Here is a 26,314-nt window from a genome sequence, read left to right on the forward strand (position 1 = left end):
TTATTTTCCGTAAAGCGTTTCCCCCCTTATTCTTTTTTTAAAATGATTTTTCCTCCATATTGTCCTGCCACTTGCTTGCGGAAATCAATGAATGCCGCATATTCATCCGGACTGTAACCCCCTTTGCGCATAAACAATCGGTGAGTGATGTAGATTTCCTTATCTTTCACCTGAATACCGGAATGGAAACTGCCGAACTTGCTTTTCACGTCAAGCGGTTTCGGAAGTCCTTCGATTACATATCCTTCCGGCAGTTGGATGTGGATGCTGTCGGTATCTGTGTATCCGTAGTTGATGTAAATGGGATAGGTGCGCTTCGTCACAGGAGGAACACTGAATTCTTTTCGGAACACATTGGTGGGGATAAACAGACGGTTGCCCGTTTTATGCCCGTATTGATTGCTGGTGGCAGTGTAGTCGAAGGTGATAGACGGATTGGCCTCCTTGCACTCGCTGATTTGCAGGTTCTGAATATCGGCTTGGGATAAGTTGATGCTTGAACGGATGCGGTCTTTCTGTTTGTTAGGCTCCAGATAGACGATGCCTGCTTCATTCTCATATTGGAAAATCCGGGAGATTTCGTTCACCTCTATCCGTGCCTCGGCTGTGGGGGAGAGGGTGATGTTGGCAACGATGTGCTGCGTGTTCAGTGAGTCGGGATAGGTGGGTAGGCGACACATCTGGCCGCCGGTCGGTTCGATGAGTAAGGCGTCGTGTCCCGCAATGTCTTGGTGGACATAACCGAAGGGAAGCGATGGGTTTGTACATTCCAGCCAGAGCGTATCTTGGGGAAGTGGAACTTGCAGGATGACGTGATTCATCTGGTTGGCACTGGAGAAGTCCGGTAGTAGACGCTCGTTGGTGGTGCTGATGACTGTATAAGTGGAAGCAATTCCCAACTCTTTCAGCATGGCGCGGGTGTAATTGGACAATCCTTTACAGTCGCCGAATCCCGTGCGGCAAACATCGGCGGCGGCAATGGGCTGTAAACCTCCGATGCCTAGTTGGATGCTCACGTAACGGGTGGTTTTGGCCAGATAATCGTAGATTGCTTTCACCTTGTCCCGGTCGGTAGTGCAGCTGGTTGTCAGTTCGTGCAGTTTGGCGCGGAAAGGTTCGGTGAGCAGGTCGCGCCCGTCGAGCAATCGGTATTGCCATTCTCCGTACTTTTGCCAGTTGCTCATATCGCCTTCCGACTTGTCGTACTTGAAGGCGGAAGGCGCAAAATAGACACGTGGAAACAGTTCAGTAAAATCCGGTCCGAAAGGTTCTTTAATGATGGGAGAGAGTTTGGAGGCGGTGGCTTCAAGCACTTGCTGTCCGTTGGCTCCGGTGGATTCTTTTACCTGGATTCCTTTTCCTTGCGTGTTCAGTTCACGATATCTGCATCCTTGTCCTGCGGGCAGTTCGATCCGGTAAGTCGCTTTTTCCACACCTTGGTTGAAGTCTGCCAGCGGTATAAAGGGGGGATAGCCGATCAGACCGTTGTTGCACTTCACTTCCCATTCGTATTTCACCGTGAAAGGGAGAGAAGGATAATTGCATTCGTAAAAATAAAAATAATCATCCGTGCTAAGCGAGGAGCTGTATTCACTTTTCTGTAGTTCAGATTTCTTTATCTTACGTACACTTTGTCCATCGGCATTGATGATTTCCCCGGAGAATTTCTGCAAAGAACGGAACATATCACATCCGCAGAAGAAATGTGCAGCTTCCAACCCCTTACGGTTGAGGATGGTGATTGTCAGGCTCTCTTTTTCTATGGATTGGGTCATAGATTTGCAGAGAACCTCTGTGCGTGCTTCAACGATAACGGAATTGGCATCCTTGAGAATATCCTGTGCACATGCCGGCTGTATGTGCAGACTTAGGCAGATAAGGACACAGGACAGGCTGAATGCCCGATGTGTCATTTGCTTCAGGATGAGATAGCTGGAACGGATCATCGGTATAGATAGGTAAAGTTTATATTTTCTTGAGTACGATCAGCGCATTATTTTTCTCGATCACTTTAGTCCACAGTTCTTGTAGTTGTTTATATTGTTCGGAAAGGAATATATATCCCTTTAAGTGGAATACATAATTGAGCAGGATTGTATTTCCCTGTTTCTGAATCATATATTTGCATTGCAGGCCGTCTCCTTCCGACCGGATGGCTTGTAATTGGGGGAGTTCTTCCACTTCGTAGCCTTCGGGGAGAGTCAGGGTAGACAACATTGTGAACTTGTACGGATACGGAAGTTCGATGGGGAGCACCCGTTCCGTCTGGATAAACGGATTACTCTTTAGTTGCGGAAAGAGCATCGGATTGATATAAAGATGATTGTCCGTCCGGTTGACTTGCAAGACGAAATCGAATTCTTCTTCTATCAGTGCCCAGTCATTTTCTTGTTTTTTCACTTTCAGGTTGGCGACAGTGAGTTGCTCTTTCTGACTACTGATCTTGTTTTCGGGATTCGAGACGAGGCTGTCCTGCTTATGTTTTGCATTTGCCTGATACTCTACAGCTTCTTGTCCGTAAAGAACTGTGCTGCGATGTCCTTTCACCTGATCTCCTTCTATTCGGGCATCGATTTTCATGAAACTTTTGTTGTTGGAAAGAGCCATCACATTCACCCATTTATTCTCTTCTTTCTCTTTCCGGGAAAGGATGCGTGCTTTGTTTACAGACAATTCAAGCGGTAATATATTAAAGGCAGGTACGTCCATAGAACTGTCTAAAAATACATATTTTTGTTTGTTTATATCGTGGATAGCAACAAAGAACGTATTTAGTTTTTGCAGAGAAGGAAAGTTGTACGGCAGCATACCTGATGAACGTCGGCTCATAACCACCGGATAGGCCTCCAGTCCAAAGTCTTTCAGGATGCTGATAAGGATGAAATTCAGGTCGGCATTACTGCCGCTTCCTTTTTTGATTACTTTTTCGAGCTCTTTGCTGTAGAGCTGATACCGTCCGTTCCAGGCCATTTTCTTTTTGAGCACCTGGAAGGCGCAGATGATTTTCTCCTCGAAATTCATTTCGCTGTTGTAGGCTTGTTTGGTTTCAGGGCGGAAAGGGTTGGTGAGTGAGAGGTGTTCGCCGAACTGTGTATTTTCCGGTTTGAGCAACTGCTTGTCTACATCTTCCCATTTCTGGCTGTATGGTTTGTATTCATTGGGGGTGAATTGAGTGCCTTGCAGATCGAAGCTCACTTGCACCTTATAGTCTTCCGGACACCAGCAGTAGGATTCGTCCTGACGGATAGCCGGAAGGTTGCGTGAGATAAAGGTGGTTTCTTGTGCCGAAACGGTGAAGTCTTTGCTGACTCCACCCGCACCGGAGCCTTCACGTTCCGTGGCATGAATGGAGGAGTCTCTTTGCTTCACTTGTATGTAGTCCTTTCCCCGGAGTTCGATGTTGTAGACAAATACATGAGGGATGGTGATTTTATACTGGTTGTAGAGCATCGGGAGTTCTTCCTGCATCATCCAGTTGTCGATGTGTGAGAAATAGTCGGAGTAGAGTTTGTAGTGATATTCGATGATAGTGCCCTCTTTGACAGCAGGCAAAGAGAATTTTAGTATTTTATACAGGTTATTGAACCGTTCGAAAGAGATGGATTCCCGCTTCATGGGTGTTTTTATGCATTTCCCGTTTTCCATATTGTAGGAGCAGCCTTCTATCTCACTGGCTCTTTCCTGTCCTTCATCTTTATCGGTAGGAGAGTAGTAGGGAACGGACACGTCGGCGTATGACACTCCTTGTGGTTTCAGGATTTTGATGCGTACCCAGTGCTCGGTAGTTAGTTGAAAACCGTCATGGTAGATGAAGTCACTTTGTCCCTGATGGAAGAGATAAATAGCCGTAGCGGTGGTGTCCGGGGCATAAGAGGTGAGAGACAGTTCTTCTTTGGAGGGTTTTCCGTATTTCAGATTGGGCTCTATGGTGGCTGTTGTGGCTTGCTGTGGGTAGACAGGCGACAGGAGCTGTAATAGAAATGCGCAGAGAATGAATAGTTTTCTCATAATTGTGTTTTTTGTAGTATGCTCACAAAGATAAAAAAAATAGAGAAAGGTGTACCGCCTTTCTCTATTTTAATTTTGTTTTATGTATAAAATATATTATACCAAATGTCTGATCCATTCTTCGCGGTCGCCGGGGAGAAGGTCGATAACGGGAACTTCTACCATCGTGTAGCATCCCGGTTGTTGCTTCATGGAAGCACGTGCCACGCATACCAGTACTTGTGCGGTCAGTGCGGGGTTATTGATACGCATATTAAATTCGAACAACTGGTTCTGTGTTTTGCCGGATACACCTTTGCGAGTCAGATTTACACCATGACCCATGTCCAGCAGGGCGTCTACACTCGGAACGAGTTTCACGTGTGTTTCATCGTTCACGAAGTAAGGATCTGCTTTGATGGCAGCGGCTACTTCTTCAAATTTATATCCGTCTTTCAGTTCGATGTATACCATGCGGCGATGGATTCCCGTGCCGGTCGGAATGGTCATGGAAAGGGCAGCTTTCACTCCGTCAATGGCTTTTACGGCTACTGTGTGTCCCATGCTCATACCGGGACCGAAGTTGGTGTAGGTGATGCCTTTCGGAGCAATTGCTTCCAGCATGGTGCGTACGATGGAGTCGCTTCCCGGATCCCATCCGGCAGAGATGATCGATACGGCTTTATGTTCTTTGGCGGTAGCATTCAAGGTACGGCGCAGGTCTACGATACTGGTGTGGATATCGAAACTGTCTACCGTGTTAATACCCATCGCCAGATATTCTTTTGCATATTTTTCTACGCTGCGGGTCGGCGTGCAAAGAATAGCTACGTCTACTTCTCCCAGCTCTTTTATGTCCTTCACTACTGCGTAGTTTACTAACTCTTCCGGTTTGTTCTCTGCTCCTGCACGACGAACGACTCCGGCTATTTCGAAATCAGGTGCCGCCTGAAGCGCTTCAAGTACATAATGTCCAATGTTGCCATAACCAACGATGGCAGCTCTTACTTTTTTCATTCTTTTCTTGGTTTTAATGAACAAATTTCTTTCTTTTGCTTGCAAAAGTAAACAAATTACTACTAACTTTGGTTCATCTGCTTTAATATTTTTATTTTTTTCATATTCTTCATATCTAATGTACAAAAGAATAATCTGTGAAAATCAGTGTAATCTGTGGTGAGAAAGTTTTATCTTTGTCCCTGTTATGATAGAATATATTAGAGGCGAACTTGCCGAACTAAGTCCGGCAACCGCGGTGATCGACTGTAACGGGGTGGGATATGCCGCCAATATATCTTTGAATACCTATTCGGCTATTCAGGGAAAGAAAAGTTGTAAGCTATATATTTACGAGGCGATCCGTGAAGATGCGTATGTGCTCTACGGATTTGCCGAGAAACAGGAACGGGAGATTTTTCTATTATTGATTTCCGTTCCCGGAATCGGTGGGAACACGGCTCGTATGATTCTTTCGGCTCTCTCGCCTGCCGAACTGGTGAACGTAATCAGCACCGAAAATGCGAACATGTTGAAAACGGTGAAAGGCATCGGGCTGAAGACTGCGCAACGCGTGATCGTCGACCTGAAAGATAAGATAAAAACAATGGGTATGTCTGCTGCCGGAGGGGCTTCCGCAGGTTTGTTGTTACAACCTGCCAATGCGGAAGTGCAGGAAGAGGCGGTGTCTGCATTGACGATGCTAGGCTTTGCTGCTGCGCCTTCACAGAAGGTGGTGTTGGCTATCTTGAAGGAGGAGCCGGATGCTCCGGTAGAAAAGGTTATCAAACTGGCTTTGAAACGTTTGTAGTATGAAGCAACAGAAGATATATATGAAAGCATGGCTGGACGCTCACGGTCGTGTAAAGGCGGTGAATACCGATGAGTGGTATCTGGATTTCGCTAACCAGCTATTGCCGTTGGTGGCAGATTCTTTTATATACGGTGGGAGAGAGTGGGAGGAAGACCAGAAGCGAGTGGCTTTGACGTGTGCCTTGTATTTGGAAGATTGCGTAGCAGACGGAGGAAATTGGCGTCAGTTTATTCATTGGCACCGGAAAAGCTACGGACGTTATTTGCCTTTTTACGCACTGACGGAGGAATATTTGCCGGACGAAATTAACCGTGAAGATGTTGTTTTCCTTTTGTGGGCCATCAATTCTCCGGTTGGCGATGATTTTGATGGAGTAGAGAACCCGATGGATGCGGATTTGCTGGAGTTTGCGGATACGCTTTACAACCGTTTGGATGCTGCGTTCGAATTGGCTCCTATCAGCGATTATCTGGCAACGGACTGGCTGATGGAAACGGAGCTGATGCAAAAGAAGCGGATGCCTCTGCCGGTAGCTTTGCCGGGAGAAAAGATGCCTACGAACGTAGAACGTTTCCTTGAAGCGAGCAAAGGTGAACCGCTTTTATACTTTGACTCTTACGAAGCGCTGAAATATTTCTTTGTGCAGTCGTTGAAGTGGGAAGATGAAGAGGATTCTTTGTTGCCTGACTTAAAGGAGTTCGGTAACTTTGTGGTTTTTGCCAATCCGAAAGGGTTGTTGATCGGTCCTGATGTAGCCGAATATTTTGCAGACAAACGTAATCCGCTCTACAATGCCGAACTGGCTGAAGAGGAAGCATACGAGCTGTTTTGTGAAGAAGGTTTGTGTCCGTTCGATCTGCTGAAATATGGAATGGAACACGATTTGTTGCCGGAAGCACAGTTCCCGTTTGAGAACGGAAAGGAGTTATTGCAGGAAAACTGGGATTTTGTGGCTCGCTGGTTTTTGGGTGAGTATTACGAAGGAGAATAAGAATTATAAGAAATAAGTACTGTTTATATAAGTGCTGTCTATGTTAATCAAAAAAAGTAACAATCCTTTTGCCGGAAAGACAAAGTCTGCAGTCGGTAAAAAGAAGACGACCGGAAAACGGGTCGGAAAATCAAAGCAGGAAAAGGCTAATAATCAGTTGAATAGAAGGATAAAATAAAGGCGTGTAGACCACGCCGTTTTTGGTTATCAGGCTACGCCGTTTGATGATGGCAGACTACGCCTTTTCTCCCTACCAGGAAACGCCTTTTCTCTCACGCAGAGGATTAAGAGTCTCATTATGCATTTGACGGGAATAGTTGTCGTTTATGAAAAATAACAACTATTCCCGTCTATTTTATTATTAACCAATGGCTTTTTCTGGTGGATGGCTTTCCTTTTACTAATCGGTAATTTCTTCCTGTGCTTTCCGTTCTTTCTTCTTATTGATGAATCCGATTTTCAGGTTGGCTTCCTCTTGTTCTTTTTTAATCTGTTCCATGGCCGAGAGGATTTGTGCTAATTCGTAAACACCTGCTGCGGCCTGGCGGTCGGTTGGACTCATTGTCGTTTTATAGGTGCGGTCACCTATATATTCCACACGGATATTTTTGTCTTTATTGAGATTCAGGAATTCGATCACATTTCCGTCTTCCCCTAGTTTGTAGTCAGCTTTTTCTATTTTCTCGTTCATGTCCGTTGTCTCGTAGCTGTCTTTGGAGCTTGGAGTTTCTGCAAAACTGCCGTCAGGAGCAATCACTTTCACTTTTGTATGGTGAATATTGCCGGCACCACAGTAGATGGAAGTCATACTCATTATACCTTGCTCGTTCACTTGGAAGCGGAGGTACGAACGGTGCATATTTTTTTCAATGGTCTGTGTAGGCCAGAGGTAGTTGCCGACTTGTTGATATTCGGCATCTTTTTCTAGTTTGAATTTGTCCTTGATGGCATTGAATTCTTCTGTCTTTGCCTGAAAGGCGCTATCCAGGTAAGCAAGCGTTTTTTGCTGTGCCTTTGTTTCAACATCGAGCATCAGTGCCTGTCCCGCCTTACGTGCTTCGAACGCTTTGGGATAGAGAATCTTGATACTGTCAATTTGTAACTTAGCTTCTTCATAGTCGCCACGTTCGTAGGCAGCCTTGGCAACCATCAGTTTTTCATTGGCTTTTTTCTCAAGGCCATTTCCGCAGGCAGCTAATGCCAGCGTACCACAAAAGAGGATAATCAGTTTTTTCATCACAAATTCTATTTACTGGTTTTATTAGCGGCAAAAATACAAATATATCCCTTATTTTTGTAATTTTGTCCCCTCAAAACTTATAACTAAAAAGAATGATAGAGTTGACTCAAGAGGAATTGAAGCAGCATTTTAGCGAACCCATCTTCGGACAGATAGCCGAAACGGCTGATACACTCGGTATGGAGTGTTATGTGGTAGGTGGTTATGTTCGTGATATTTTTCTGCAACGTCCCTCTAAAGATATAGATGTAGTAGTTGTAGGAAGTGGAATTGCAATGGCGGAAGCCCTTGGAAAACAGTTGGGACGTGGTGCTCATGTTTCTGTTTTCAAGAATTTCGGAACAGCACAAGTAAAATATAGAGGCACGGAAGTAGAGTTTGTTGGTGCACGTAAAGAATCTTATCAACGGGATTCGCGTAAACCTATTGTTGAAGACGGCACGCTGGAAGACGATCAGAATCGTCGCGATTTCACGATCAATGCTCTGGCCGTATGTCTCAATAAAGCACGTTTTGGTGAATTGGTAGATCCGTTTGGAGGTTTGGAGGATATGAAGGAAAAGACAATCCGCACTCCCCTCGACCCGGATATTACTTTCAGCGATGATCCCTTGCGCATGATGCGTTGCATCCGTTTTGCTACGCAATTGGGTTTTTACATTGACGATGATACTTTCGAATCGCTTTGCCGGAATAAGGAACGGATTGAAATTATATCCCGTGAACGTATTGCGGACGAATTGAATAAGATTATTCTTTCTCCAATCCCCTCAAAAGGATTTATTGATTTGGAGCGTAGCGGTTTGCTGTCGTTGATTTTTCCGGAATTTGCCGCCTTGCAGGGTGTGGAAACACGGAACGGACGTTCCCATAAGGATAATTTTTATCATACGTTGGAAGTGCTGGATAATATCAGCAAGAAGACTGATAACCTTTGGCTGCGTTGGGCTGCTGTGTTGCACGACATTGCCAAACCTGCCACGAAACGTTGGGAGCCTAAAGCGGGATGGACGTTCCATAATCATAACTTTATCGGTGAAAAGATGATTCCGCATATCTTCCGCAAGATGAAGTTGCCGATGAATGAGAAGATGAAGTATGTACAAAAGCTGGTCAGCCTGCACATGCGCCCGATCGTTATCGCAGATGATGTGGTGACAGACTCGGCTGTACGCCGTCTGCTCTTCGAAGCGGGTGATGACATTGACGACTTGATGATGCTTTGTGAAGCGGATATTACTTCCAAGAATATGGAACGTAAACAGCGTTTCCTGAATAACTTCCAGTTGGTTCGACAGAAACTGAAGGATTTGGAAGAGAAAGACCGTGTCCGTAATTTCCAGCCACCTGTGAGCGGAGAAGAAATTATGGAGATTTTCGGCTTGGAACCTTGTCGTGAGGTCGGAGTCTTGAAGAGTGCTATCAAAGATGCAATCTTGGATGGAGTGATTCCGAATGAATATGAGGCGGCTCATGCTTTCATGCTGGAACGGGCAAAGAAGATGGGAATGACGCCTATTCGCTGATAGAAGGACGGAACATATATAAAATCAGGCATCGTAATCCTATAGTATTCAGACACTGATTTATGCGAATCAGTAGTTGAATTGGAGTAAAACAAGGCAGGAATGAACTAATCTTAGTTCTTCTAAGATTTAATTGGTAATATGCGATGATTTAATATTCATTATACATAGATTTATTCGTCTGACAATTGTCAGACGAATAAATCTATATATCATTAGCCATAACCCCATTAGGTATCAAAAATAAATCTGCACAAGCTCGAAATTAGTTCATTTCAGTACCGGCATGAACAAGATTCACCTCTGTACCCTCCGTGTCCTCTGTGGTGAAAACCGTATAGGAATGAATGATAACTTGCTTTCCAATTGCTGATTACTCATTGTTTCTTTATCCGTGCGTTTACCGTTTGGGCAACGTCACCGAAAAATGAGGATTCGGAGTATGTTGTTCAAAGATGATAGCCTTCATCTTTTCCACGATATCTGGATGTTGGAGTGTTATGTCATGATCCTCATGAATATCTGTTTTTAGATTATAGAGGAACGGTGTTCCTTTTTTCACTACCATTTTCCAATCATCCATGCGTACGGCAATCTGGTCTGTTTCATCAAATTCCCAATACAGAAAATCATGCTTCTTTTGCTTTTTATTACCCAGGAGTGTGGGGGCGAAAGAAATCCCATCGAAATAATCGACTTCTTTTTCCTTATTGCGGTATTTCTTTTCGTAGTCTTTGATACCAATAACTTCGCAGAACGTCGGCATTAAATCATAAAATGCACAGATGTGATCGTTTACTTCGCCTGCAGGTATGTGTCCCGGCCAACGGGCGATAAATGGAATGCGTATTCCTCCTTCGTGACATTGACGTTTCAGTCCGCGTAGTTTTCCGTCTCTGCCGAAGAAAGTAGGATCAGCTCCGCCTTCCTCGTGAGGGCCGTTGTCACTGGAGAAAATAACCAATGTGTTTTCGTCCAGTCCTTTTTCTTTCAGTTTTTTCAAAACTTCGCCCACGTAATAGTCCAGGCGGGTAATCATTCCGGCAAATTGGGCGTGTGTATGCGTGATGGCGTTGTATCGTGAGCCTTCGCTTCCCTTAAATTCTTTATCCGGGTTGAATTTAGCTTTGTATTCATTCAGGATAGAATCTTCCGGCTGAACGAGTTCCGCATGAGGTAAGGTGTAAGTCAATACGCCGAAAAACGGTTGTTTGCCGTCTTGCTGATCCAGCCACTCCAATGCTTTCTGGTGAATCATGTCGGCCGAATATTGCGGACGTTTCAGGTAGTCGGGACCATACATCGGATATTGGATGTTTTCATCCATCACTACACGTACCACTCCGGTGTCACCCAATGCTTTACTATAACGGTTCAGGAAATTGGGATAATAAAGATGAGCCTGAAACTGACAGATATAACCGTAGTATTCGTCTATCCCCCGTTTGTCGGGAGTGGAACAGGAACCTTCGTAACCTCCGGCCCATTTACCGAACATACCTGTGGTATAGCCGTTATCTTTCATTATCTCCGGCAGGATTACGTGGTCGGGATCATAAGGGTGTTGCCCCACTATTGAGTATTCTTTATTCTGTCCATATTCCACGATCGGTGCATTTTTCCAGTACTCCTTGTTACCTCGTACTTCACAATGGCCTGAATGTTGTCCTGTCATGAATGAAGCTCTGGAAGGGGCGCTGACGGGACTTCCTGCGTATGCTTGCGTAAAACGCATTCCTTCACCGGCCATGGCGTCTATATGAGGGGTACGGATAAATGGTTGACCGTAGCATCCTAAGTCTCCATATCCCATATCGTCACAAAGGATGAAGAGGATATTGGGCTGGGTATTTTTTTTCTGTCCGTTGGCAGATAGGGTAGATAGGAGCAGGGCACTGCCTATCAACGGGATTGATTGATAATTCATGATATTGTTGTCATTAAAATAAAAGCGTTTCAGTGTTTCATATCTGGAATTATTTCCCGATTAAGTCCTTTCCTTCGCGTACGCTTTGAAGGATACTTTGCAGTTCTGCCACTTTCTCCGGCATATTCTTTGCATAGTTGGTTACCTCTTTCACTTCTTTCATCTTATAAAGCTGGGGTGCTTTAGAGTTTCCGGTTTCTATCTTCGGTCCCCATTGAATCATTTTCGGTCCGTCATTCGGTTCGATGTATTTCCAGTCTTTGGTGCGGACAGAAAGCGTGTGATTAGAAGCCTGCTCTATTACCCACGGGCGGTCTGTCTTTTCTTTACCCAGCCAACTTCCCAGATAGTTGTAACTATCCGGTGCGGTATTCTTAGGCATCGTAGCTCCGGTCAGGGAAGCGAGAGAGGCGAGCCAGTCCACTTGTGAAACCAATAAGTCTGAAGTCATTCCTTTTTTTACTCCTGCAGGCCAGCTGACGATGGCAGGAATACGGGTTCCTCCTTCAAAGGCACTATATTTGTTGCCCCGTAGTGGTCCCGCAGGACTATGACCGTTGAGTAGTTCTTCTGCTTTGTCATCGTATCCGTCGTCTACTACCGGGCCGTTGTCACTTGAAAGAATAATGAGTGTATTTTCTCTTAATCCCAGTTTTTCGAGTGTATTCAGGATTTCACCGACACAATAATCGAACTGTACGATAGCATCGCCTCTTAATCCCATCGGATTTTTTCCTCTGAAACGGTCGTGAGGAAAGCGGGGCACATGTACGTCATTGGTGGCAAAGTAGAGAAAGAAAGGTTTGTTTTGGTTTTCCTCGATGAATTGAATGGCGTGTGTGGTAAGTGAATCAGCAATGTTTTCGTCTTTCCAGAGCGCCTTTCCACCGCCTTTCATAAAACCGATGCGTGAAATTCCATTAACGATCGACATGTCGTGACCGTGACTTGGCTTGAGGTTATAAAGTAATTCAGGATTACTTTTTCCGGTAGGTTCACCCTCGAAGTTCTTTTGATAACTGACTTCGATGGGAGCACTCGGATCATAGTTGGCTACTTTCCCGTTTTCGATGTATACACAGGGTACACGGTCGGCTGTGGCTGCCATAATGTAATGATAGTCGAAACCTAAATCGCCCAGTGCGCACGGTAACGGAGCATTCCAGTCTTGAGTGGCGGTTTGATCTCCGAGTCCCAGATGCCATTTGCCTACTGCGGCAGTGGTGTAACCGACACTTTTGAACATATCTGCCATGGTGTATTGTTCGGGACGGATAATCATTCCGGCATTTCCTGCCGCTACATCCGTTCCTTCTTTGCGCCATGCGTATTCTCCGGTTAGCATGGAGTAGCGGGAAGGGGTGCTGGTGGCGGCTGTTGCGTGAGCATTGGTGAAAAGGATTCCCGATTTTGCCAGTCGGTTGACGTTGGGTGTCTGTACGTTTTTAGCTCCGTAACATTCCAGATCGCCGTAGCCGAGATCGTCGGCATAGATAAATACAACGTTGGGTGTTTTTGACTTTGTCGGTGTGGTGTTTTCCGGTGCTTTGTTGGCGGCTGTTACAGCACAGGCAACAGAGGATACAAGGGTTAGAATGAAAGGTTGTTTCATTGGTTTTGGGGGTTAAGTGTGTTATTATTAGTAGAAAAAGATGTGCCTGTTCTTTGCCGGACACATCTTTTTCATCGTCTGTTTAACTTAATTCAATGATTTCTTCATTGCAGTTCGTCAGTTTTTCTATTCCTTCGTTGGTCACTACCCAAGAGTTCTCGATACCTACGGGACCTACACCCGGAATAACGATTTTCGGTTCGAGGGCAAAGACCATACCCGGTTCTAATTGTTGCTTTATGCGGGGAGCCAGTACCGGAGCTTCGTTAATTTCAAGCCCGATGCCGTGACCGATAAATTTAGCTTGTTGTCCTGTTCCCATAAATTTGTCGGCAAATCCGGCTGCTTTGACCACTTCGACTGCTGTGTCGTAAAGCACTTCACAGGCAATACCCGGTCTGGCAATGGAAGCAATTTTTTCTTGGATATCCAGACAAACCTGATGGGCGGTGTAAGCTTCTTCGGGCAGTTTGCCGATGGAGAATACACGGCTCATATCGTTCATGTAACCGTTGAAGTTGCCACCTAAGTCCACCATAACGCTTTGTCCCTCTTTTAACGGAGTTTTATTTGCTCCTCCCGGCAAGGCAGGATCAAGTCCCTGACCGCCTAAGGCAAAATCATAAGGAGAGGGGTAACCGGCATTATCTCCGGTCAGTACGCTACCCATGAATATTTCCATACTGCGTCCGAATACCCGGAAAATCCCGAGGCAACCTTGCAGGCGCATCAGGCGTTCTATTTCGATGGAAAATTCAATGTCCGTCATACCGGGACGATAAACACCAGGAATCTGCTCATAAGCCTTTGCATGAGCAATGCCGGAGCGGCGGAACATTTCAATTTCTACAGGTGTTTTCACGCTGCGTGCCTGGCGAATCAACGGGGTACCATTTACCACTTCCGCTTCCGGGAAGAGACCGGCCAGACGACAATATTCCGTATAAGGAAGTTCGTCACCTTCTAACATCAGTTTGGTTGGCATCGGTAATCCTTGTTCTTTCAGCAGATCAACAATTTGTTCCGGTTTGCGGATAGAGAATGAGTGCTCTCCTGTGATGTTATTAGGACGTTTAAAAAATAATAGTGCAGGCGAATGAATGGGGAGGTAAAGATAGCCACTGACTACACAGCCATACGTGTAAATTAAATTTGCATTACACGTGATAAGTGCGGCGTCAATGCCCTGCGACACCATCAGACTGCGAATTTTGTCACGGCGAAATTTCAATTCGGGTTGTAGCATTTTTTATTTATTACTTGATTATTAATTACAAAACCAATAATGGTAAATTATTAGTTGTGAGTTATTTATCGCATATAACAAATTCACAAACTATTATTTAACCTATCATGCTACAAAGATAATTAATTCCAGCGAAAATAATGTTAATCTCAAAAAAATAGCGCTACCCGCGTCCTGTCACAGGAGACGAGCAGCGCAAACCACAAATACAAATACAACTAAACAAAGTCTTCTAAATAACGCCTTGCCCCATCATTGCGTGAGCTACTTTCATAAATCCGGCAATGTTGGCACCCTTCACATAATTAATGTATCCGTCGGGTTCCGTGCCGTATTTCACGCATTGTGCATGGATGCCGTGCATGATTGCATGGAGTTTTTCGTCCACTTCGGCAGCACTCCAGCTAAGGTGCATTGCGTTTTGAGACATTTCCAGACCGGAAGTGGCTACACCACCTGCGTTGACCGCTTTACCGGGAGCATACATCGTCTTATGTTCAATGAAAAGATCGATAGCTTCAGGGGTACATCCCATATTGGAAATTTCTCCGACGCAAAGTACGTCATTTTTTATGAGATTTTGAGCATCTTCTCCATTTAATTCGTTCTGGGTGGCGCAAGGAAGTGCGATGTCTGCTTTCACTTCCCACGGGCGTTTTCCTTCTACGAAGGTTGCGTTCGGATACTGTTCAGCATAAGGAGCCACAATATCGTTACCCGAAGAACGAAGTTCGAGCATATAGTCTATCTTCTCGCCGCTGATACCATCCGGATCGTAGATATATCCGTCCGGACCGGAAATCGTAATCACTTTTGCACCCAGTTCGGTAGCTTTAGTAGCTGCTCCCCAGGCAACGTTGCCGAAACCGGAGATTGCCACTGTCTTACCTTTTATATCAATCCCTTTTGCCTGAAGCATCTGGTTGACAAAATACAGTCCTCCGAAACCAGTAGCTTCCGGACGAATCAATGAACCGCCGAATTCTAATCCTTTACCAGTGAATGTACCGGTAAATTCACGAGTCAGTTTCTTGTACATGCCGAACATATAGCCCACTTCACGTCCTCCTACGCCGATGTCACCGGCAGGCACATCCATGTCCGGTCCGAGATGACGCCACAACTCCAGCATAAATGCCTGGCAGAAACGCATGATTTCAGCATCACTCTTTCCGCGTGGAGAGAAATCGGAACCGCCTTTACCGCCACCCATAGGCAAGGTAGTCAGTGCATTCTTGAATGTTTGTTCGAAACCGAGGAACTTCAAAATGGAAAGATTAACGGATGCATGGAAACGGATACCACCTTTATATGGGCCTATCGCATTATTGAATTGTACACGATAGCCGAGATTGGTCTGTACCTCGCCTCTATCGTCCACCCATGTCACACGGAAAGTGAAGATACGGTCAGGTTCTACCAATCTTTCTATGATTTTAGCTTTTTCAAATTCAGGATGTTGATTGTATATATCTTCGATAGAAAGAAGAACTTCCTTCACTGCCTGAAGATATTCAGATTCACCGGGATGCTTAGCCTCCAAAGAGGACATGATTTTCTGGATGTTCATGATACTATATTTTAAAAGGTTAATTCTGATAAAATGTCAACTAACTCACTGCAAATATAGGAAAATTTTTCAGATGTGATTGATTTTATGCCATTATTTTGATTAAATAATGATAAAATGATAGTAGAAAAAGCATTAGGTATCAAGTATTCAGTGCTAATACTTAATACTTGATACCTGAATTTAATACTTTGTACTTTTACTTCTTAAAATCCGGCTTCATGTCCAAATTGTACATGATGAAACCGTAGATGTCTGCCTGTTCTTCAAGTACTTTTGCCATCGGTTTGCCTGCACCGTGACCTGCTTTGCTGTCGATGCGGATCAGTGTCGGGTTTGTACCGTCGTTGTCTGCTTGCAGCGTAGCGGCAAACTTGAATGAATGGGCGGGAACCACACGGTCGTCATGGTCGGCAGTGGTCACTAGTGTTGCCGGATATTTCGTGCCCGGTTTCAGGTTGTGCAATGGAGAATAGCCTTTGAGGTATTCAAACATTTCTTTGCTGTCTTCGCTTGTTCCGTAATCGCTTGCCCAGTTCCAACCGATAGTAAATTTATGATAGCGAAGCATATCCATCACGCCTACCTGCGGAATTGCTACACGGAACAGGTCCGGACGCTGTGTCATGCAGGCACCTACTAGCAGACCACCGTTGGAGCCACCTACAATGGCGATTTTGTCTTTATTCGTATATTTTTCGTTGATAAGATATTCGGCAGCAGAGATGAAGTCGTCGAATACATTCTGCTTCTGCATCTTAGTTCCGGCTACGTGCCAGTCTTCACCGTATTCGCTGCCACCACGCAGGTTGACTTGTGCGTAGATACCGCCATTTTCGAGGAATGGGATGCGCATTGCACTGAAACCCGGGTTGAGGCTGATGCCGAAACCACCGTATCCGTAGAGGAATACAGGATTTTTGCCGTCTTTCTTCAGATCTTTCTTATAGGTAAGGAACATCGGGACTTTTACACCGTCTTTGCTGGCAAAGAATACTTGTTCCGTCACAAAATCATCCGAGTTGAACTGTACTTTCGGTGCACGGTATAGTTCGTAGGTGTTCTGGTCCATATCATATTTGTAAGTGGCACCCGGAATGGTGAATGAAGTGAATCCGAAGAAACATTCTTTATCGTCTTTGTTGCCGCTAAAGCCTACGGAACCGAGTGACGGCAGTTGAATCTCCTGAATTTGTTTGCCGTCGAGGCCGTAAACGTATGCATGGTTCGAAGCATCTTTGTCGTAAGTAAGGAACAGTTTGCCACCGATCACTTCTGCGTTTGAAAGAACGGCTTCCGATTCGGGAACGAGTTCTTTCCAGTCCTCCAGTTTCGGACGGTTGATGTTGGCTACCATGATCCGGTTTTTCGGTGCGCCATAGTTGGTATAAATATAAATCTGGTCGCCGATCACTTCAATCGGGTAGTATTGGTAGTCGAGGTCGGTAGTCAGCTGGATAAAAGGAGAATTCGGCTTTTTCAGGTCCCTTATAAATAAGTTGTTGCCTCTTCCGGCACCGGATTCTGTGAGGAAGAGAATACGTTCGTCTTCGCTGGTGCTGGCTGTATAGAAACGTTTCGGATAAGCCGGATTCTGATAAATCAGTTTATCTTTCGATTGCGGTTCACCTATTTTGTGATAATAGATTTTGTGCTTTTCGTTTACGTTGGAGAATTCTTTTCCTTTGGCGGGAGCATCGTAGGCGCTGTAGTAGAAGCCGTCTCCCTGCCAGGCGGCACCGGTAAATTTGGCCCATTCGATGTGCTCTTCCAATAACTTGCCACTTTCAGTGTCCATGACAAATATTTCAGACCAATCCGATCCGCTGCGTGAGATACTGTAAGCGGTATATTTGCCGTCGTTTGAGAAGTAAAGACCGGTCAGTGCCACTGTGCCATCGTCCGAGAGCTTGTTCGGGTCGAGGAAAACGCGAGGCTCGCCGTCCAGTGAATCCTGTACGTAGAATACACTCTGGTTTTGCAGGCCATCATTTTTACTGAAGTAATATTTGCCATGTTTCTTGATTGGCGCACTGATCTTCTCGTAATCGGCCAGTGTGGTCAATCGTTTCAACAAGTTTTCCCGGAATGGAATCTGACTTAGATACTCATTCGTTACTTTGTTTTGTGCTTCTACCCAGGCAGTAGTAGCTGCACTGGTGTCATTTTCCAGCCATCTGTAAGGGTCGGGAACTTGTGTACCGAAGTACACGTCTACGGTGTCTACCTTTGCCGTCTCGGGGTAGACTAGCTTTTTCTGTTGGGGAGCGCATGACATCACCATGATTCCACTCATTAATAAAGTTACTTTTTTCATGTGAATAAAAAGTCTTTTTGAATAAACTTAAAGTTACAAATCTACAAAATAATAAGAGATAAACAAGTAAACTTTATAAAGAAGATGGTGGAAAATGAGATTTAAAGAATTAACTTTGCAAAATGTGATTCTGCAGATAGACGATTTGAAATAAGAAAGGAGAATGACTTTATGCTTAGTAAATATAAATTAAACCAGCTTTACTTCAAAGATACGCAATTCGCTAACTTGATGACAAGGCGGATTTTTAACGTGTTATTAATCGCTAATCCTTACGATGCTTTCATGTTGGAGGATGACGGGCGCATTGATGAGAAGATTTTCAATGAATACACTTCTTTGTCTCTGCGCTATCCACCTCGTTTCTCGCAGGTATCTACGGAGGAGGAAGCATTGTCACAGTTGGAAAATATGTCGTTCGACCTGGTGATTTGTATGCCGAGCACGGGGGATAATGACAGTTTCGATATCGGCCGTCACATCAAAGAGAAATACGAGCATATTCCTATCGTCATACTGACTCCTTTTAGCCATGGTATTACCAAACGGATTATCAATGAAGATTTAAGTGCGTTCGAATATGTGTTCTGCTGGTTGGGTAATACCGACCTGTTGGTGTCTATCATTAAGTTGATAGAGGACAAGATGAATCTGGAACACGATGTACAGGAGGTCGGTGTGCAGCTGATTCTTTTGGTGGAAGATGGCATTCGTTTCTATTCTTCCATTTTGCCGAATCTGTATAAGTTCGTGTTGAAGCAGAGTCAGGAATTCTCTACCGAAGCCTTGAATGCACACCAGCGTACGCTCCGTATGCGCGGACGTCCTAAAATAGTGTTGGCACGTACGTATCAGGAGGCGATGGAGATCTATCATAAGTATCAGAATAATATATTGGGGGTAATCACTGACGTCCGTTTCCCGAAAGTGGAACGGGGAGAGAAAGACGGTCTGGCAGGTATCAAGCTGTGTGCGGAGATACGTAAGAATGATCCGTTTGTTCCTTTGATTATTCAGTCTTCCGAATCTGAAAATTCGTCTTATGCAGTCAAGTATGGTGCTAGCTTTATCGATAAGAACTCCAAGAAGATGGACGTTGATTTGCGCCGTATCGTCTCCGATAATTTTGGTTTTGGTGATTTTATTTTCCGCAATCCGGATACCGGGGAGGAGATTGCCCGCGTCCGGAATTTGAAGGAGCTGCAAAACATTCTTTTTGCCGTACCTGCGGAATCTTTCTTATATCATATCAGCAGGAATCACGTGTCGCGTTGGTTTTATTCACGTGCCATGTTCCCGGTGGCTGAATTTTTGAAACCGATAACCTGGAATAGTCTTCAGGATGTGGATGCTCACCGTAAAATCATCTTTGAGGCGATTGTGAAATATCGTAAGATGAAGAACCAGGGAGTTGTGGCGGTCTTTAAGCGCGATCGCTTCGACCGTTATTCTAACTTTGCCCGTATCGGGGATGGCTCTCTCGGAGGAAAAGGGCGTGGACTGGCATTTATTGATAATATGGTGAAGCGTCATCCGGAGTTTGACGAGTTTGAAAATGCGCGTATTGCTATTCCTAAAACAGTGGTGCTTTGTACGGATGTCTTTGATGAGTTCATGGACACCAACAACTTGTATCAGATTGCACTGTCGGATGCGGATGATGCTACGATTTTGAAATACTTCCTGAAGGCTAAATTACCGGACCGGTTGATAGAGGACTTTTTCACTTTCTTCGATGTCGTGAAGTCTCCGATTGCCATTCGGTCTTCTTCCTTGTTGGAGGATTCTCACTATCAACCGTTTGCCGGAATTTACAACACTTACATGATTCCTTATCTGGACGACCGCTATGAAATGTTGCGGATGCTTTCCGATGCCATCAAAGGGGTGTATGCTTCGGTTTATTTCCGTGACAGCAAAGCGTATATGCAAGCTACGTCGAATGTAATCGATCAGGAGAAAATGGCTGTTATCTTACAGGAAGTAGTTGGCAATCAGTATGGTGACCGTTATTATCCTTCCATGTCCGGTGTGGCACGCTCGCTCAATTATTATCCGTTGGGGAATGAAAAGGCAGAAGAGGGAACGGTGAATCTGGCTTTGGGATTAGGAAAATATATTGTTGACGGTGGCATGACCCTTCGTTTTTCTCCTTATCATCCTAATCAGGTGTTACAGACCAGCGAAATGGAAATTGCTCTCAAGGAGACTCAAACCCGTTTCTATGCATTGGATTTGAAAAATGCCGGACATGATTTTTCTATCGACGATGGCTTTAATTTGCTGAAACTTCATGTCAAAGAGGCAGAAAGTGACGGTGCTCTGCGTTATATTGCTTCTACCTACGATCCGTACGATCAGATCATTCGTGATGGTTTATATCCGGGAGGACGTAAGGTGATTACTTTTGCCAATATCCTGCAACATGATGTTTTCCCGTTGGCTCGTATTCTGCAGTTAGTATTGAAATATGGTGAACAGGAGATGCGCCGTCCGGTTGAAATTGAATTTGCAGCAACGTTAAGTCGCGAACATGATAAATCCGGAACTTTCTATCTATTGCAGATCCGTCCTATCGTAGACAGCAAAGAAATGCTGGACGAGGATTTGAACGAGATTCCTGATGAAGATGTGATTCTCCGCTCGTATAATTCATTGGGACATGGTATCATGAATGATATTTATGATGTGGTCTATGTAAAGACCGATAATTATAGTGCCTCCAACAATCAGACAATTGCCTGGGAGATAGAAAAGATTAACCAACAATTCTTGAATGAAGGAAAGAATTATGTGCTTGTCGGTCCGGGACGTTGGGGAAGCAGTGATACATGGCTTGGTATTCCGGTGAAGTGGCCGCATATCTCGGCTGCCCGTGTGATTGTGGAAGCCGGTCTGACTAATTACCGGGTAGATCCCAGTCAGGGGACACACTTTTTCCAGAACCTGACTTCTTTCGGGGTAGGGTATTTCACGATCAACGCCTTTATGAATGATGGAGTGTATAATCAGGATTTCCTCAATGCGCAACCGGCAGTGCAGGAAACGAACTATCTCCGTCACGTTCGCTTTGAAAAGCCTGTGGTAGTCAAGATGGACGGTAAGAAGAAGCTGGGAGTAGTCTTGATGCCGGAGGCTTAAGGTGGTGTATGGTTTATTCTATTTATCCGTTATTTCTATAGGTTAATGGGCTCATGCCGACATATCGTTTAAAGTATTTGCCAAAAAACGATGTGTTGGCAAAATTGAGTGAATTAGAAATTTCTTGAATGGAAAGATGGGTGGACTTTAATTGTGATTTGGCATCCATGATGACCATGTGTGCAATGATTTCTGCACATGTATTCCCAGTGACTTTCTTAACTGTTGTACATAGGTGAATATTTGAGATTTTGAGTTTTTTGGCGTACCATGCTACATTTCGGGTATGATTGTAATTCTGCATCACCAGTTGAGTGAAGTTTTTGTAGATTAATTCACCTTTAGATAAAAATTCTTTGGTGTTTTGTAGTTGGGTGTTATACATGGCAGCTATCCCTGCGTGTATGTTGTTGTACAAGTGCGGAGTAATACCTTTACGGGTTGATTCATTGAAAAAGGCATATAATTTTATCAAGAATTGAAAGTACTCCGCCAATAACTTGGCTCCTTCCGGTTTTAATGAAATGACAGGTCGTCCTATCGTTATAAATAAAGTCTTGATAGATGAAGGTGTCAAATTGGCTTGTTCTATGTATTTTGATGAGAATCCTCCAAAATAAAGTATTGGTTCTCCGCTTACACTGTGTATCTGAAGAATGCTTCCCGGCATGATAGTAACAAAATCGTTAGCTCGTACTGTGATACGGTTTAGATTGACTGAAGCCTCAATTTCTCCATCCATACATAATACGAATATTTCCGATTTCAACCGGCAGGGAAAGTTTGTATATAAATTGAGCAATTCTTTGTTAACTCCTGTACCTATAAGCCATTCTTCAGGTAAGTCTATTTTGGGTAATTCTTCCATGTTTCGTACTTCTTACTTTATAACAAAGATATGTAGATTTAGGGAAATAGGCTCTCTTTTCTTTTCTTAAATTATAATTTTGACTTGAAAAATGGTATATTACAAGGGGTTTTGAGTATATTTCTTTAAAAATAGAACAGAAACAAGAAAAATAGACCTTGCGGAGATGTGGAAATAGTAGTTACTTTGCAGCTGTGAAATTTTGGATCTATGCGATGGTATATCGCGTATTTGCTTTTATTAATTAAAAAGAGAATTTAGAAATGAAAAAGAAATTATTTTATTATCTGTTTGCAGTATTGTGTACTGCGACATTGTTTACGTCTTGTAGTGACGATGATGATAATGGAAAGAATGGTGATGATCAGACAGAAGTTACTGATATTAGTGGTAGCTATAAAGGTAATTTGGTAGTATCCATTGATGGAAGTGCAGCTGATCCTGTCTCTCAAGTGATATCTATTGCTAAATCAGGTGATCAAACATCACAAGTCATATTGTCTTTGAAAAAATTTTCATTTGCAGGTCGGTTGGTAGGTGATATTGAAGTGCCTTGTACGGTGGAAGAAAAAGATGGAGTACAATCTTTTAGTGGACAGAAAGATCTGAAGTTTACTACAGAGTTTGGTCAAATGTTAGGAACGCTTCCTACGTCGGTAAGTGGAACTGTGAGAGACGGGAAAGTTAGTATGAAAATAGGTGTAACAGTTGCAGCTTTAGGCCAAACAGTGGATGTTGCTTTTGAGGGAGATAAGATGAGCGGTAATGAAAGTGGCGAAGCGAAAATTCTTTCTTTTACTTTTGATTTAGAGAATGAGGCTAATGCCTGTGTTATAGGACATCCTGTGATTAATGAGGATAATACAATAACTTTTGATGTTGATCAAGCTATGGTGGATGCTAATCCTGATTTGTTAAAAGGGTTAGTGCCTACGTTTGCTTATTCTGAAAAAGCAACTTGTGTTTTACAAAGTGGAGTTGCTATCGATTTTTCTTCGGATGTGGTTATTATGATTGTAGCAGAGAATGGAACTTCGGTAGAGTATGTGGTAAAGACTCCTGCGAGAGTAACTACTTCTGTATTGGCTTTTGGATTCGAGGGTTGGGAATCTGTGGCAGGTAGTCTTTTAAGTTATGCTTATGATAAACCTAAACCTACAGAGGTATTAGCTACAAGTACGGAGGGAGTTGCTATGTTAAAGATTATGCAAGTTTCTTTGACAGAAATGCCAGTTTCTAAGAGTACAGATGCGAAATCGGGATCTTATGCTGCCAAGTTAGTGACTTTGGATACTAGTTCAAAAACATCATCTTTGATCCCCGCATTAACAGCCGGTTCTTTATATACAGGGACATTTGAGTTAAATTTGACAGAAGGTGTTGATAGACTTGCTGCAACAAAATTTGGAGTTCCTTATGATAAAGAACCATTATATTTGAAAGGATGGTACAAATATATTCCGGGAGAAAAATTTATTAATGGCGAAGGAGCAACTAAACCTGAAGAGGTAAAAGTAGTAGAAGGCGCTATAGATGAGTGTTCTATAATGGCTGTATTGTATGAGACGACTTTGGATGAGAAAGGAAATAATATTCCTCTTACAGGGCATGATATAAATACCTCAGATCGCCGTGTTGCAGTAGCTCAATTGGCAGATGGTAGTGCAAAAGCTGATTGGGAATCGTTTAAGATTCCATTTCAAAATTTGGAAGGTAAAAAGTATGAGGCAGGTAAAGATTATCAGATAGCTATTGTATGTTCTTCAAGTAAAAAAGGTGATCTCTTTGTCGGTGCTGGTGGTAGTACACTTTTTATAGATGATTTGGAGGTGATAGGTAAGTAAAATCCTTGTTATGGAAATAAAAAGAGAGCTTCATTATAAAAGCTCTCTTTTTATTTCCATAATTTAAGTTGTTGGAATTAGACAATTATGAAAGTTTTAGATAAAATTATTATGTAATAAGCTTTAGAACGCATATCCAAACCCAATATTCAAATAGATAGGATACATCGCAAACGTGATGGTATCAAAGTCTTTCTTAAAGATGTCGTTTAGCCCCCATGTCAGATCTGCATAAACATTAAGGTGTTTGAAAGCTTTCCACTCACCGCCTAATTGGGCTCCCCATTGAAACTTGCGTAAATTATCAGAGAAGTCGTAAGTTGCAACACTTTCACCGCTGAAATCTACCCGTTGACCGGTTTCATCAGGCGTACGTAAATGTCCTTCATATACATGGCCGGAGAAGTTGCTTTCAGTCATATAAGAAACATAAGGACCAAGTGATACTTTCCAACGGTCACTTATCTTATAATTAGCCAATACAGGAATGGTGAGATATGAATTTTTCACTTTTGTCTTTACACCACCAGTCCAAAGACCTTGTAGCTCGCCGCCATTAGTGTTGATGATCTTCATTCCGTAATTTTTTACGGTAGCTTCGGTTGTCATAGTTTTGTTTTCGAGACGTATACCCGCAGTCATTCCCCATTTCTTGTCATTACCGAACCACTTTGTAGCATTTCCTTCAATAGCGATAGCTATGTTGGGAGAGTAGCTATCAATATTACGTATTTCTTTAGGTAAGGGTAGAGGAGAAGTACCTCCAATGCTTAATCCTGCTTTGATACTATACTCCCATCCATGTAAGTATGAGTAGATAAGAGCTTTGTTACGTTCGTTTTGGGCATATGCCACATGTGAAAAAAGTATTGTGAGGAATACAATCCCTACTACTTTATAATATATTGTTTTCTTCATTATTTTATCAATTGATTGGGTTTATTATTAATTTGCGGGATATTCATTCGGGTCAGAAGTTTGAACAATTTTAACTTTGTCTACATAAAGGGTGCTACCTACAGCTCCCTCAAACTTCGCGCCGTCTACACTGGATGAGAATACGATGGCAAGTTTGTAGATACCTTTTTCTAATTTGTCGGAATCAATAGATTTGCCGTTTTTTGGCTCGAATTTGAAGCTAAACTCTGTCCAACTGTCTGTTTCAGGAAGCTTTTCAAGATTCCGTGCCAAAGCTACAATATTTGGTGAATTGAGTGAGGTTGAACCGTCGAGAAATTGTACATTGGCATCTGTTTCGTATAATACTCCATAAATATCACATTTATCCTTTTTCCCTTCCACTGGTACTCCTTTTGATGAGAAAATAGGACCTGCCTTGTATTTATACGATCCTTTCAGTTCAAGTGGATAGTAGAAGAATGGAAATCCGAAATGGGTGGCTTTCATTGCATCGCTTAATGCTTGCCCTACTTCAAATGAACCAATGAAAAGATTACCAGCTGCAATATGCATATTTACCATGCTTCCAAAACTGCCGGTATTCTTAGTCTCTAATTTTACACATTTACCGCCATCAACTCCTCCATTTACTTGTACTGTCGGATAGTCTTCTGGTGTTTTTGCCATTTTAGTCAGTTCGAATCCAGGATTTCCGCTAGCTAATTCCAATCTACGAATGATAGCTCCTGCGGAGGGATTCTCTTCAGTAAACTTATGGTAAGGATTGTCTGAACTTAGCGTTTCGAAGTTGTATGTGATAGGCATTTCTGTTTGCCAAAGTCTGATTGTATAGGTAGCAGAAAAGTCGCTATCTTCTGATGTAACCTTAAATTCTCTAGGGTTATTTTCATCTTTGAAATTATAAGTATTAACTCCGTCTTCGGCTAGCTGTTTGACAGGCGCTATGGAAGCTCCGGCAGGAAGGTCAAAATTGATGTTTATCTTAGACGGATCGGCAGCTCTTGATACATATAGCTGAACAGTGAACTCGTTTGGATCAATCAAACATTGTTGAATATCGTTTCCGCTGCATCCGTCTATAGCTGCTTCAACGTTTAGAGCTTCATCCTGAATGCAGGAAGCAACTGCCAGACATAATATCATTCCGGCGAATAAATTTTTTAGTTTCATCAGTCTGTTATAAATATTAAGGGGTTATACAGGGGACAAAGATAGTTAAAATAGTTGAGTGGCTATTTCTGTAGAATGTTAAAAGAAAAATCAGAGTTGTCGGTAATGATATATAAAAGAGGCTGTCCGCTTCTTTTCGGAAGC

At 43.4% G+C, this 26,314-nt stretch carries 17 protein-coding genes; 5 read left to right on the forward strand and 12 right to left on the reverse strand.

Translation table 11 applies throughout. The annotated features are described in order from the left end of the window. Positions 1-26: 26 nt before the first annotated feature. From DWZ47_RS16400 to DWZ47_RS16410, 3 genes are all read right to left on the reverse strand, one after another. Positions 27-1,946: a transglutaminase-like domain-containing protein gene (locus DWZ47_RS16400; protein ID WP_117513805.1), complete on the reverse strand. Its 1,920-nt coding sequence runs from the start codon at positions 1,944-1,946 to the stop codon at positions 27-29. 19 nt (positions 1,947-1,965) lie between these two features. After that, positions 1,966-4,008 carry a DUF3857 domain-containing protein gene (locus tag DWZ47_RS16405; RefSeq protein WP_117513806.1) on the reverse strand — a complete coding sequence of 681 codons (2,043 nt, stop codon included), beginning with the start codon at positions 4,006-4,008 and terminating at the stop codon, positions 1,966-1,968. A 96-nt stretch (positions 4,009-4,104) separates the two neighbouring features. Continuing rightward, positions 4,105-5,004 carry a diaminopimelate dehydrogenase gene (locus DWZ47_RS16410; RefSeq protein WP_117513847.1) on the reverse strand — a complete coding sequence of 300 codons (900 nt, stop codon included), beginning with the start codon at positions 5,002-5,004 and terminating at the stop codon, positions 4,105-4,107. A 187-nt stretch (positions 5,005-5,191) separates the two neighbouring features. On the opposite strand from DWZ47_RS16410, the gene ruvA reads away from it, so the two are divergent. Together ruvA and DWZ47_RS16420 are read left to right on the forward strand one after the other, a co-directional pair. Then, positions 5,192-5,794, forward strand: coding sequence for a Holliday junction branch migration protein RuvA (ruvA, locus tag DWZ47_RS16415; protein WP_117513809.1), 603 nt, complete (start codon positions 5,192-5,194; stop codon positions 5,792-5,794). Position 5,795: 1 nt separating this feature from the next. After that, positions 5,796-6,788 (forward strand): DUF3843 family protein, encoded by a 993-nt coding sequence (locus DWZ47_RS16420; RefSeq protein ID WP_117513811.1) that lies wholly within the window; start codon positions 5,796-5,798, stop codon positions 6,786-6,788. A gap of 400 nt (positions 6,789-7,188) precedes the next feature. Here DWZ47_RS16420 and DWZ47_RS16425 read toward each other — a convergent pair whose 3' ends face one another. Beyond that, entirely contained in the window at positions 7,189-8,025 is an 837-nt protein-coding gene (locus DWZ47_RS16425) for a hypothetical protein (RefSeq protein WP_004297988.1), read from the reverse strand. Between the two features lie 95 nt (positions 8,026-8,120). Here DWZ47_RS16425 and DWZ47_RS16430 point away from each other — a divergent pair, with 95 nt between their 5' ends. Next, positions 8,121-9,554, forward strand: coding sequence for a CCA tRNA nucleotidyltransferase (locus DWZ47_RS16430; protein ID WP_117513813.1), 1,434 nt, complete (start codon positions 8,121-8,123; stop codon positions 9,552-9,554). A 400-nt stretch (positions 9,555-9,954) separates the two neighbouring features. Here DWZ47_RS16430 and DWZ47_RS16435 read toward each other — a convergent pair whose 3' ends face one another. The 5 genes from DWZ47_RS16435 to DWZ47_RS16455 all read right to left on the reverse strand — a co-directional run bounded on the left by DWZ47_RS16435 (position 9,955) and on the right by DWZ47_RS16455 (position 18,226). Then, a complete protein-coding gene (locus tag DWZ47_RS16435; protein WP_004326066.1) occupies positions 9,955-11,481 on the reverse strand; it encodes an arylsulfatase in 1,527 nt (508 codons plus the stop codon). A 49-nt stretch (positions 11,482-11,530) separates the two neighbouring features. Beyond that, entirely contained in the window at positions 11,531-13,093 is a 1,563-nt protein-coding gene (locus DWZ47_RS16440; protein ID WP_117513814.1) for a sulfatase family protein, read from the reverse strand. Positions 13,094-13,175: 82 nt separating this feature from the next. Continuing rightward, complete coding sequence (locus DWZ47_RS16445; protein WP_117513816.1) at positions 13,176-14,339, reverse strand: M24 family metallopeptidase; 1,164 nt, start codon at positions 14,337-14,339, stop codon at positions 13,176-13,178. A 232-nt stretch (positions 14,340-14,571) separates the two neighbouring features. Beyond that, complete coding sequence (gene gdhA, locus DWZ47_RS16450) at positions 14,572-15,909, reverse strand: NADP-specific glutamate dehydrogenase (RefSeq protein WP_004310063.1); 1,338 nt, start codon at positions 15,907-15,909, stop codon at positions 14,572-14,574. 199 nt (positions 15,910-16,108) lie between these two features. Further along, a complete protein-coding gene (locus tag DWZ47_RS16455) occupies positions 16,109-18,226 on the reverse strand; it encodes a prolyl oligopeptidase family serine peptidase (protein ID WP_117513817.1) in 2,118 nt (705 codons plus the stop codon). A gap of 171 nt (positions 18,227-18,397) precedes the next feature. Between DWZ47_RS16455 and DWZ47_RS16460 the strand changes: the two genes are divergently transcribed. Further along, positions 18,398-21,367 (forward strand): PEP/pyruvate-binding domain-containing protein, encoded by a 2,970-nt coding sequence (locus DWZ47_RS16460; protein ID WP_117513819.1) that lies wholly within the window; start codon positions 18,398-18,400, stop codon positions 21,365-21,367. Between the two features lie 22 nt (positions 21,368-21,389). Here the strand turns inward: DWZ47_RS16460 and DWZ47_RS16465 are convergent, their stop codons facing one another. After that, a complete protein-coding gene (locus DWZ47_RS16465) occupies positions 21,390-22,235 on the reverse strand; it encodes a helix-turn-helix domain-containing protein (protein WP_004310069.1) in 846 nt (281 codons plus the stop codon). A 263-nt stretch (positions 22,236-22,498) separates the two neighbouring features. On the opposite strand from DWZ47_RS16465, the gene DWZ47_RS16470 reads away from it, so the two are divergent. Further along, positions 22,499-24,079, forward strand: coding sequence for a PCMD domain-containing protein (locus tag DWZ47_RS16470; protein WP_117513821.1), 1,581 nt, complete (start codon positions 22,499-22,501; stop codon positions 24,077-24,079). 123 nt (positions 24,080-24,202) lie between these two features. Here the strand turns inward: DWZ47_RS16470 and DWZ47_RS16475 are convergent, their stop codons facing one another. Then, on the reverse strand, positions 24,203-24,997 hold the full coding sequence (locus DWZ47_RS16475; protein ID WP_117513823.1) for a porin family protein: 795 nt from the start codon (positions 24,995-24,997) through the stop codon (positions 24,203-24,205). Positions 24,998-25,024: 27 nt separating this feature from the next. Further along, on the reverse strand, positions 25,025-26,170 hold the full coding sequence (locus DWZ47_RS16480; protein WP_004310075.1) for a PCMD domain-containing protein: 1,146 nt from the start codon (positions 26,168-26,170) through the stop codon (positions 25,025-25,027). Between the last annotated feature and the right edge of the window lie 144 nt (positions 26,171-26,314).

Origin of the sequence: Bacteroides sp. AF32-8BH (assembly GCF_003435205.1) — a bacterium.
GTDB lineage: Bacteria > Bacteroidota > Bacteroidia > Bacteroidales > Bacteroidaceae > Bacteroides > Bacteroides ovatus.

Bases quoted from the DNA above. Each gene is read 5' to 3' on its own strand.
- gdhA (WP_004310063.1), bottom strand. From the start codon at position 15,909: ATGAACATCCAGAAAATCATGTCCTCTTTGGAGGCTAAGCATCCCGGT.
- DWZ47_RS16420 (WP_117513811.1), top strand. From the start codon at position 5,796: ATGAAGCAACAGAAGATATATATGAAAGCATGGCTGGACGCTCACGGT.
- ruvA (WP_117513809.1), top strand. From the start codon at position 5,192: ATGATAGAATATATTAGAGGCGAACTTGCCGAACTAAGTCCGGCAACC.
- DWZ47_RS16455 (WP_117513817.1), bottom strand. From the start codon at position 18,226: ATGAAAAAAGTAACTTTATTAATGAGTGGAATCATGGTGATGTCATGC.
- DWZ47_RS16425 (WP_004297988.1), bottom strand. From the start codon at position 8,025: ATGAAAAAACTGATTATCCTCTTTTGTGGTACGCTGGCATTAGCTGCC.
- DWZ47_RS16445 (WP_117513816.1), bottom strand. From the start codon at position 14,339: ATGCTACAACCCGAATTGAAATTTCGCCGTGACAAAATTCGCAGTCTG.
- DWZ47_RS16435 (WP_004326066.1), bottom strand. From the start codon at position 11,481: ATGAATTATCAATCAATCCCGTTGATAGGCAGTGCCCTGCTCCTATCT.
- DWZ47_RS16475 (WP_117513823.1), bottom strand. From the start codon at position 24,997: ATGAAGAAAACAATATATTATAAAGTAGTAGGGATTGTATTCCTCACA.
- DWZ47_RS16440 (WP_117513814.1), bottom strand. From the start codon at position 13,093: ATGAAACAACCTTTCATTCTAACCCTTGTATCCTCTGTTGCCTGTGCT.
- DWZ47_RS16430 (WP_117513813.1), top strand. From the start codon at position 8,121: ATGATAGAGTTGACTCAAGAGGAATTGAAGCAGCATTTTAGCGAACCC.
- DWZ47_RS16400 (WP_117513805.1), bottom strand. From the start codon at position 1,946: ATGATCCGTTCCAGCTATCTCATCCTGAAGCAAATGACACATCGGGCA.
- DWZ47_RS16460 (WP_117513819.1), top strand. From the start codon at position 18,398: ATGCTTAGTAAATATAAATTAAACCAGCTTTACTTCAAAGATACGCAA.
- DWZ47_RS16410 (WP_117513847.1), bottom strand. From the start codon at position 5,004: ATGAAAAAAGTAAGAGCTGCCATCGTTGGTTATGGCAACATTGGACAT.
- DWZ47_RS16405 (WP_117513806.1), bottom strand. From the start codon at position 4,008: ATGAGAAAACTATTCATTCTCTGCGCATTTCTATTACAGCTCCTGTCG.
- DWZ47_RS16465 (WP_004310069.1), bottom strand. From the start codon at position 22,235: ATGGAAGAATTACCCAAAATAGACTTACCTGAAGAATGGCTTATAGGT.
- DWZ47_RS16470 (WP_117513821.1), top strand. From the start codon at position 22,499: ATGAAAAAGAAATTATTTTATTATCTGTTTGCAGTATTGTGTACTGCG.
- DWZ47_RS16480 (WP_004310075.1), bottom strand. From the start codon at position 26,170: ATGAAACTAAAAAATTTATTCGCCGGAATGATATTATGTCTGGCAGTT.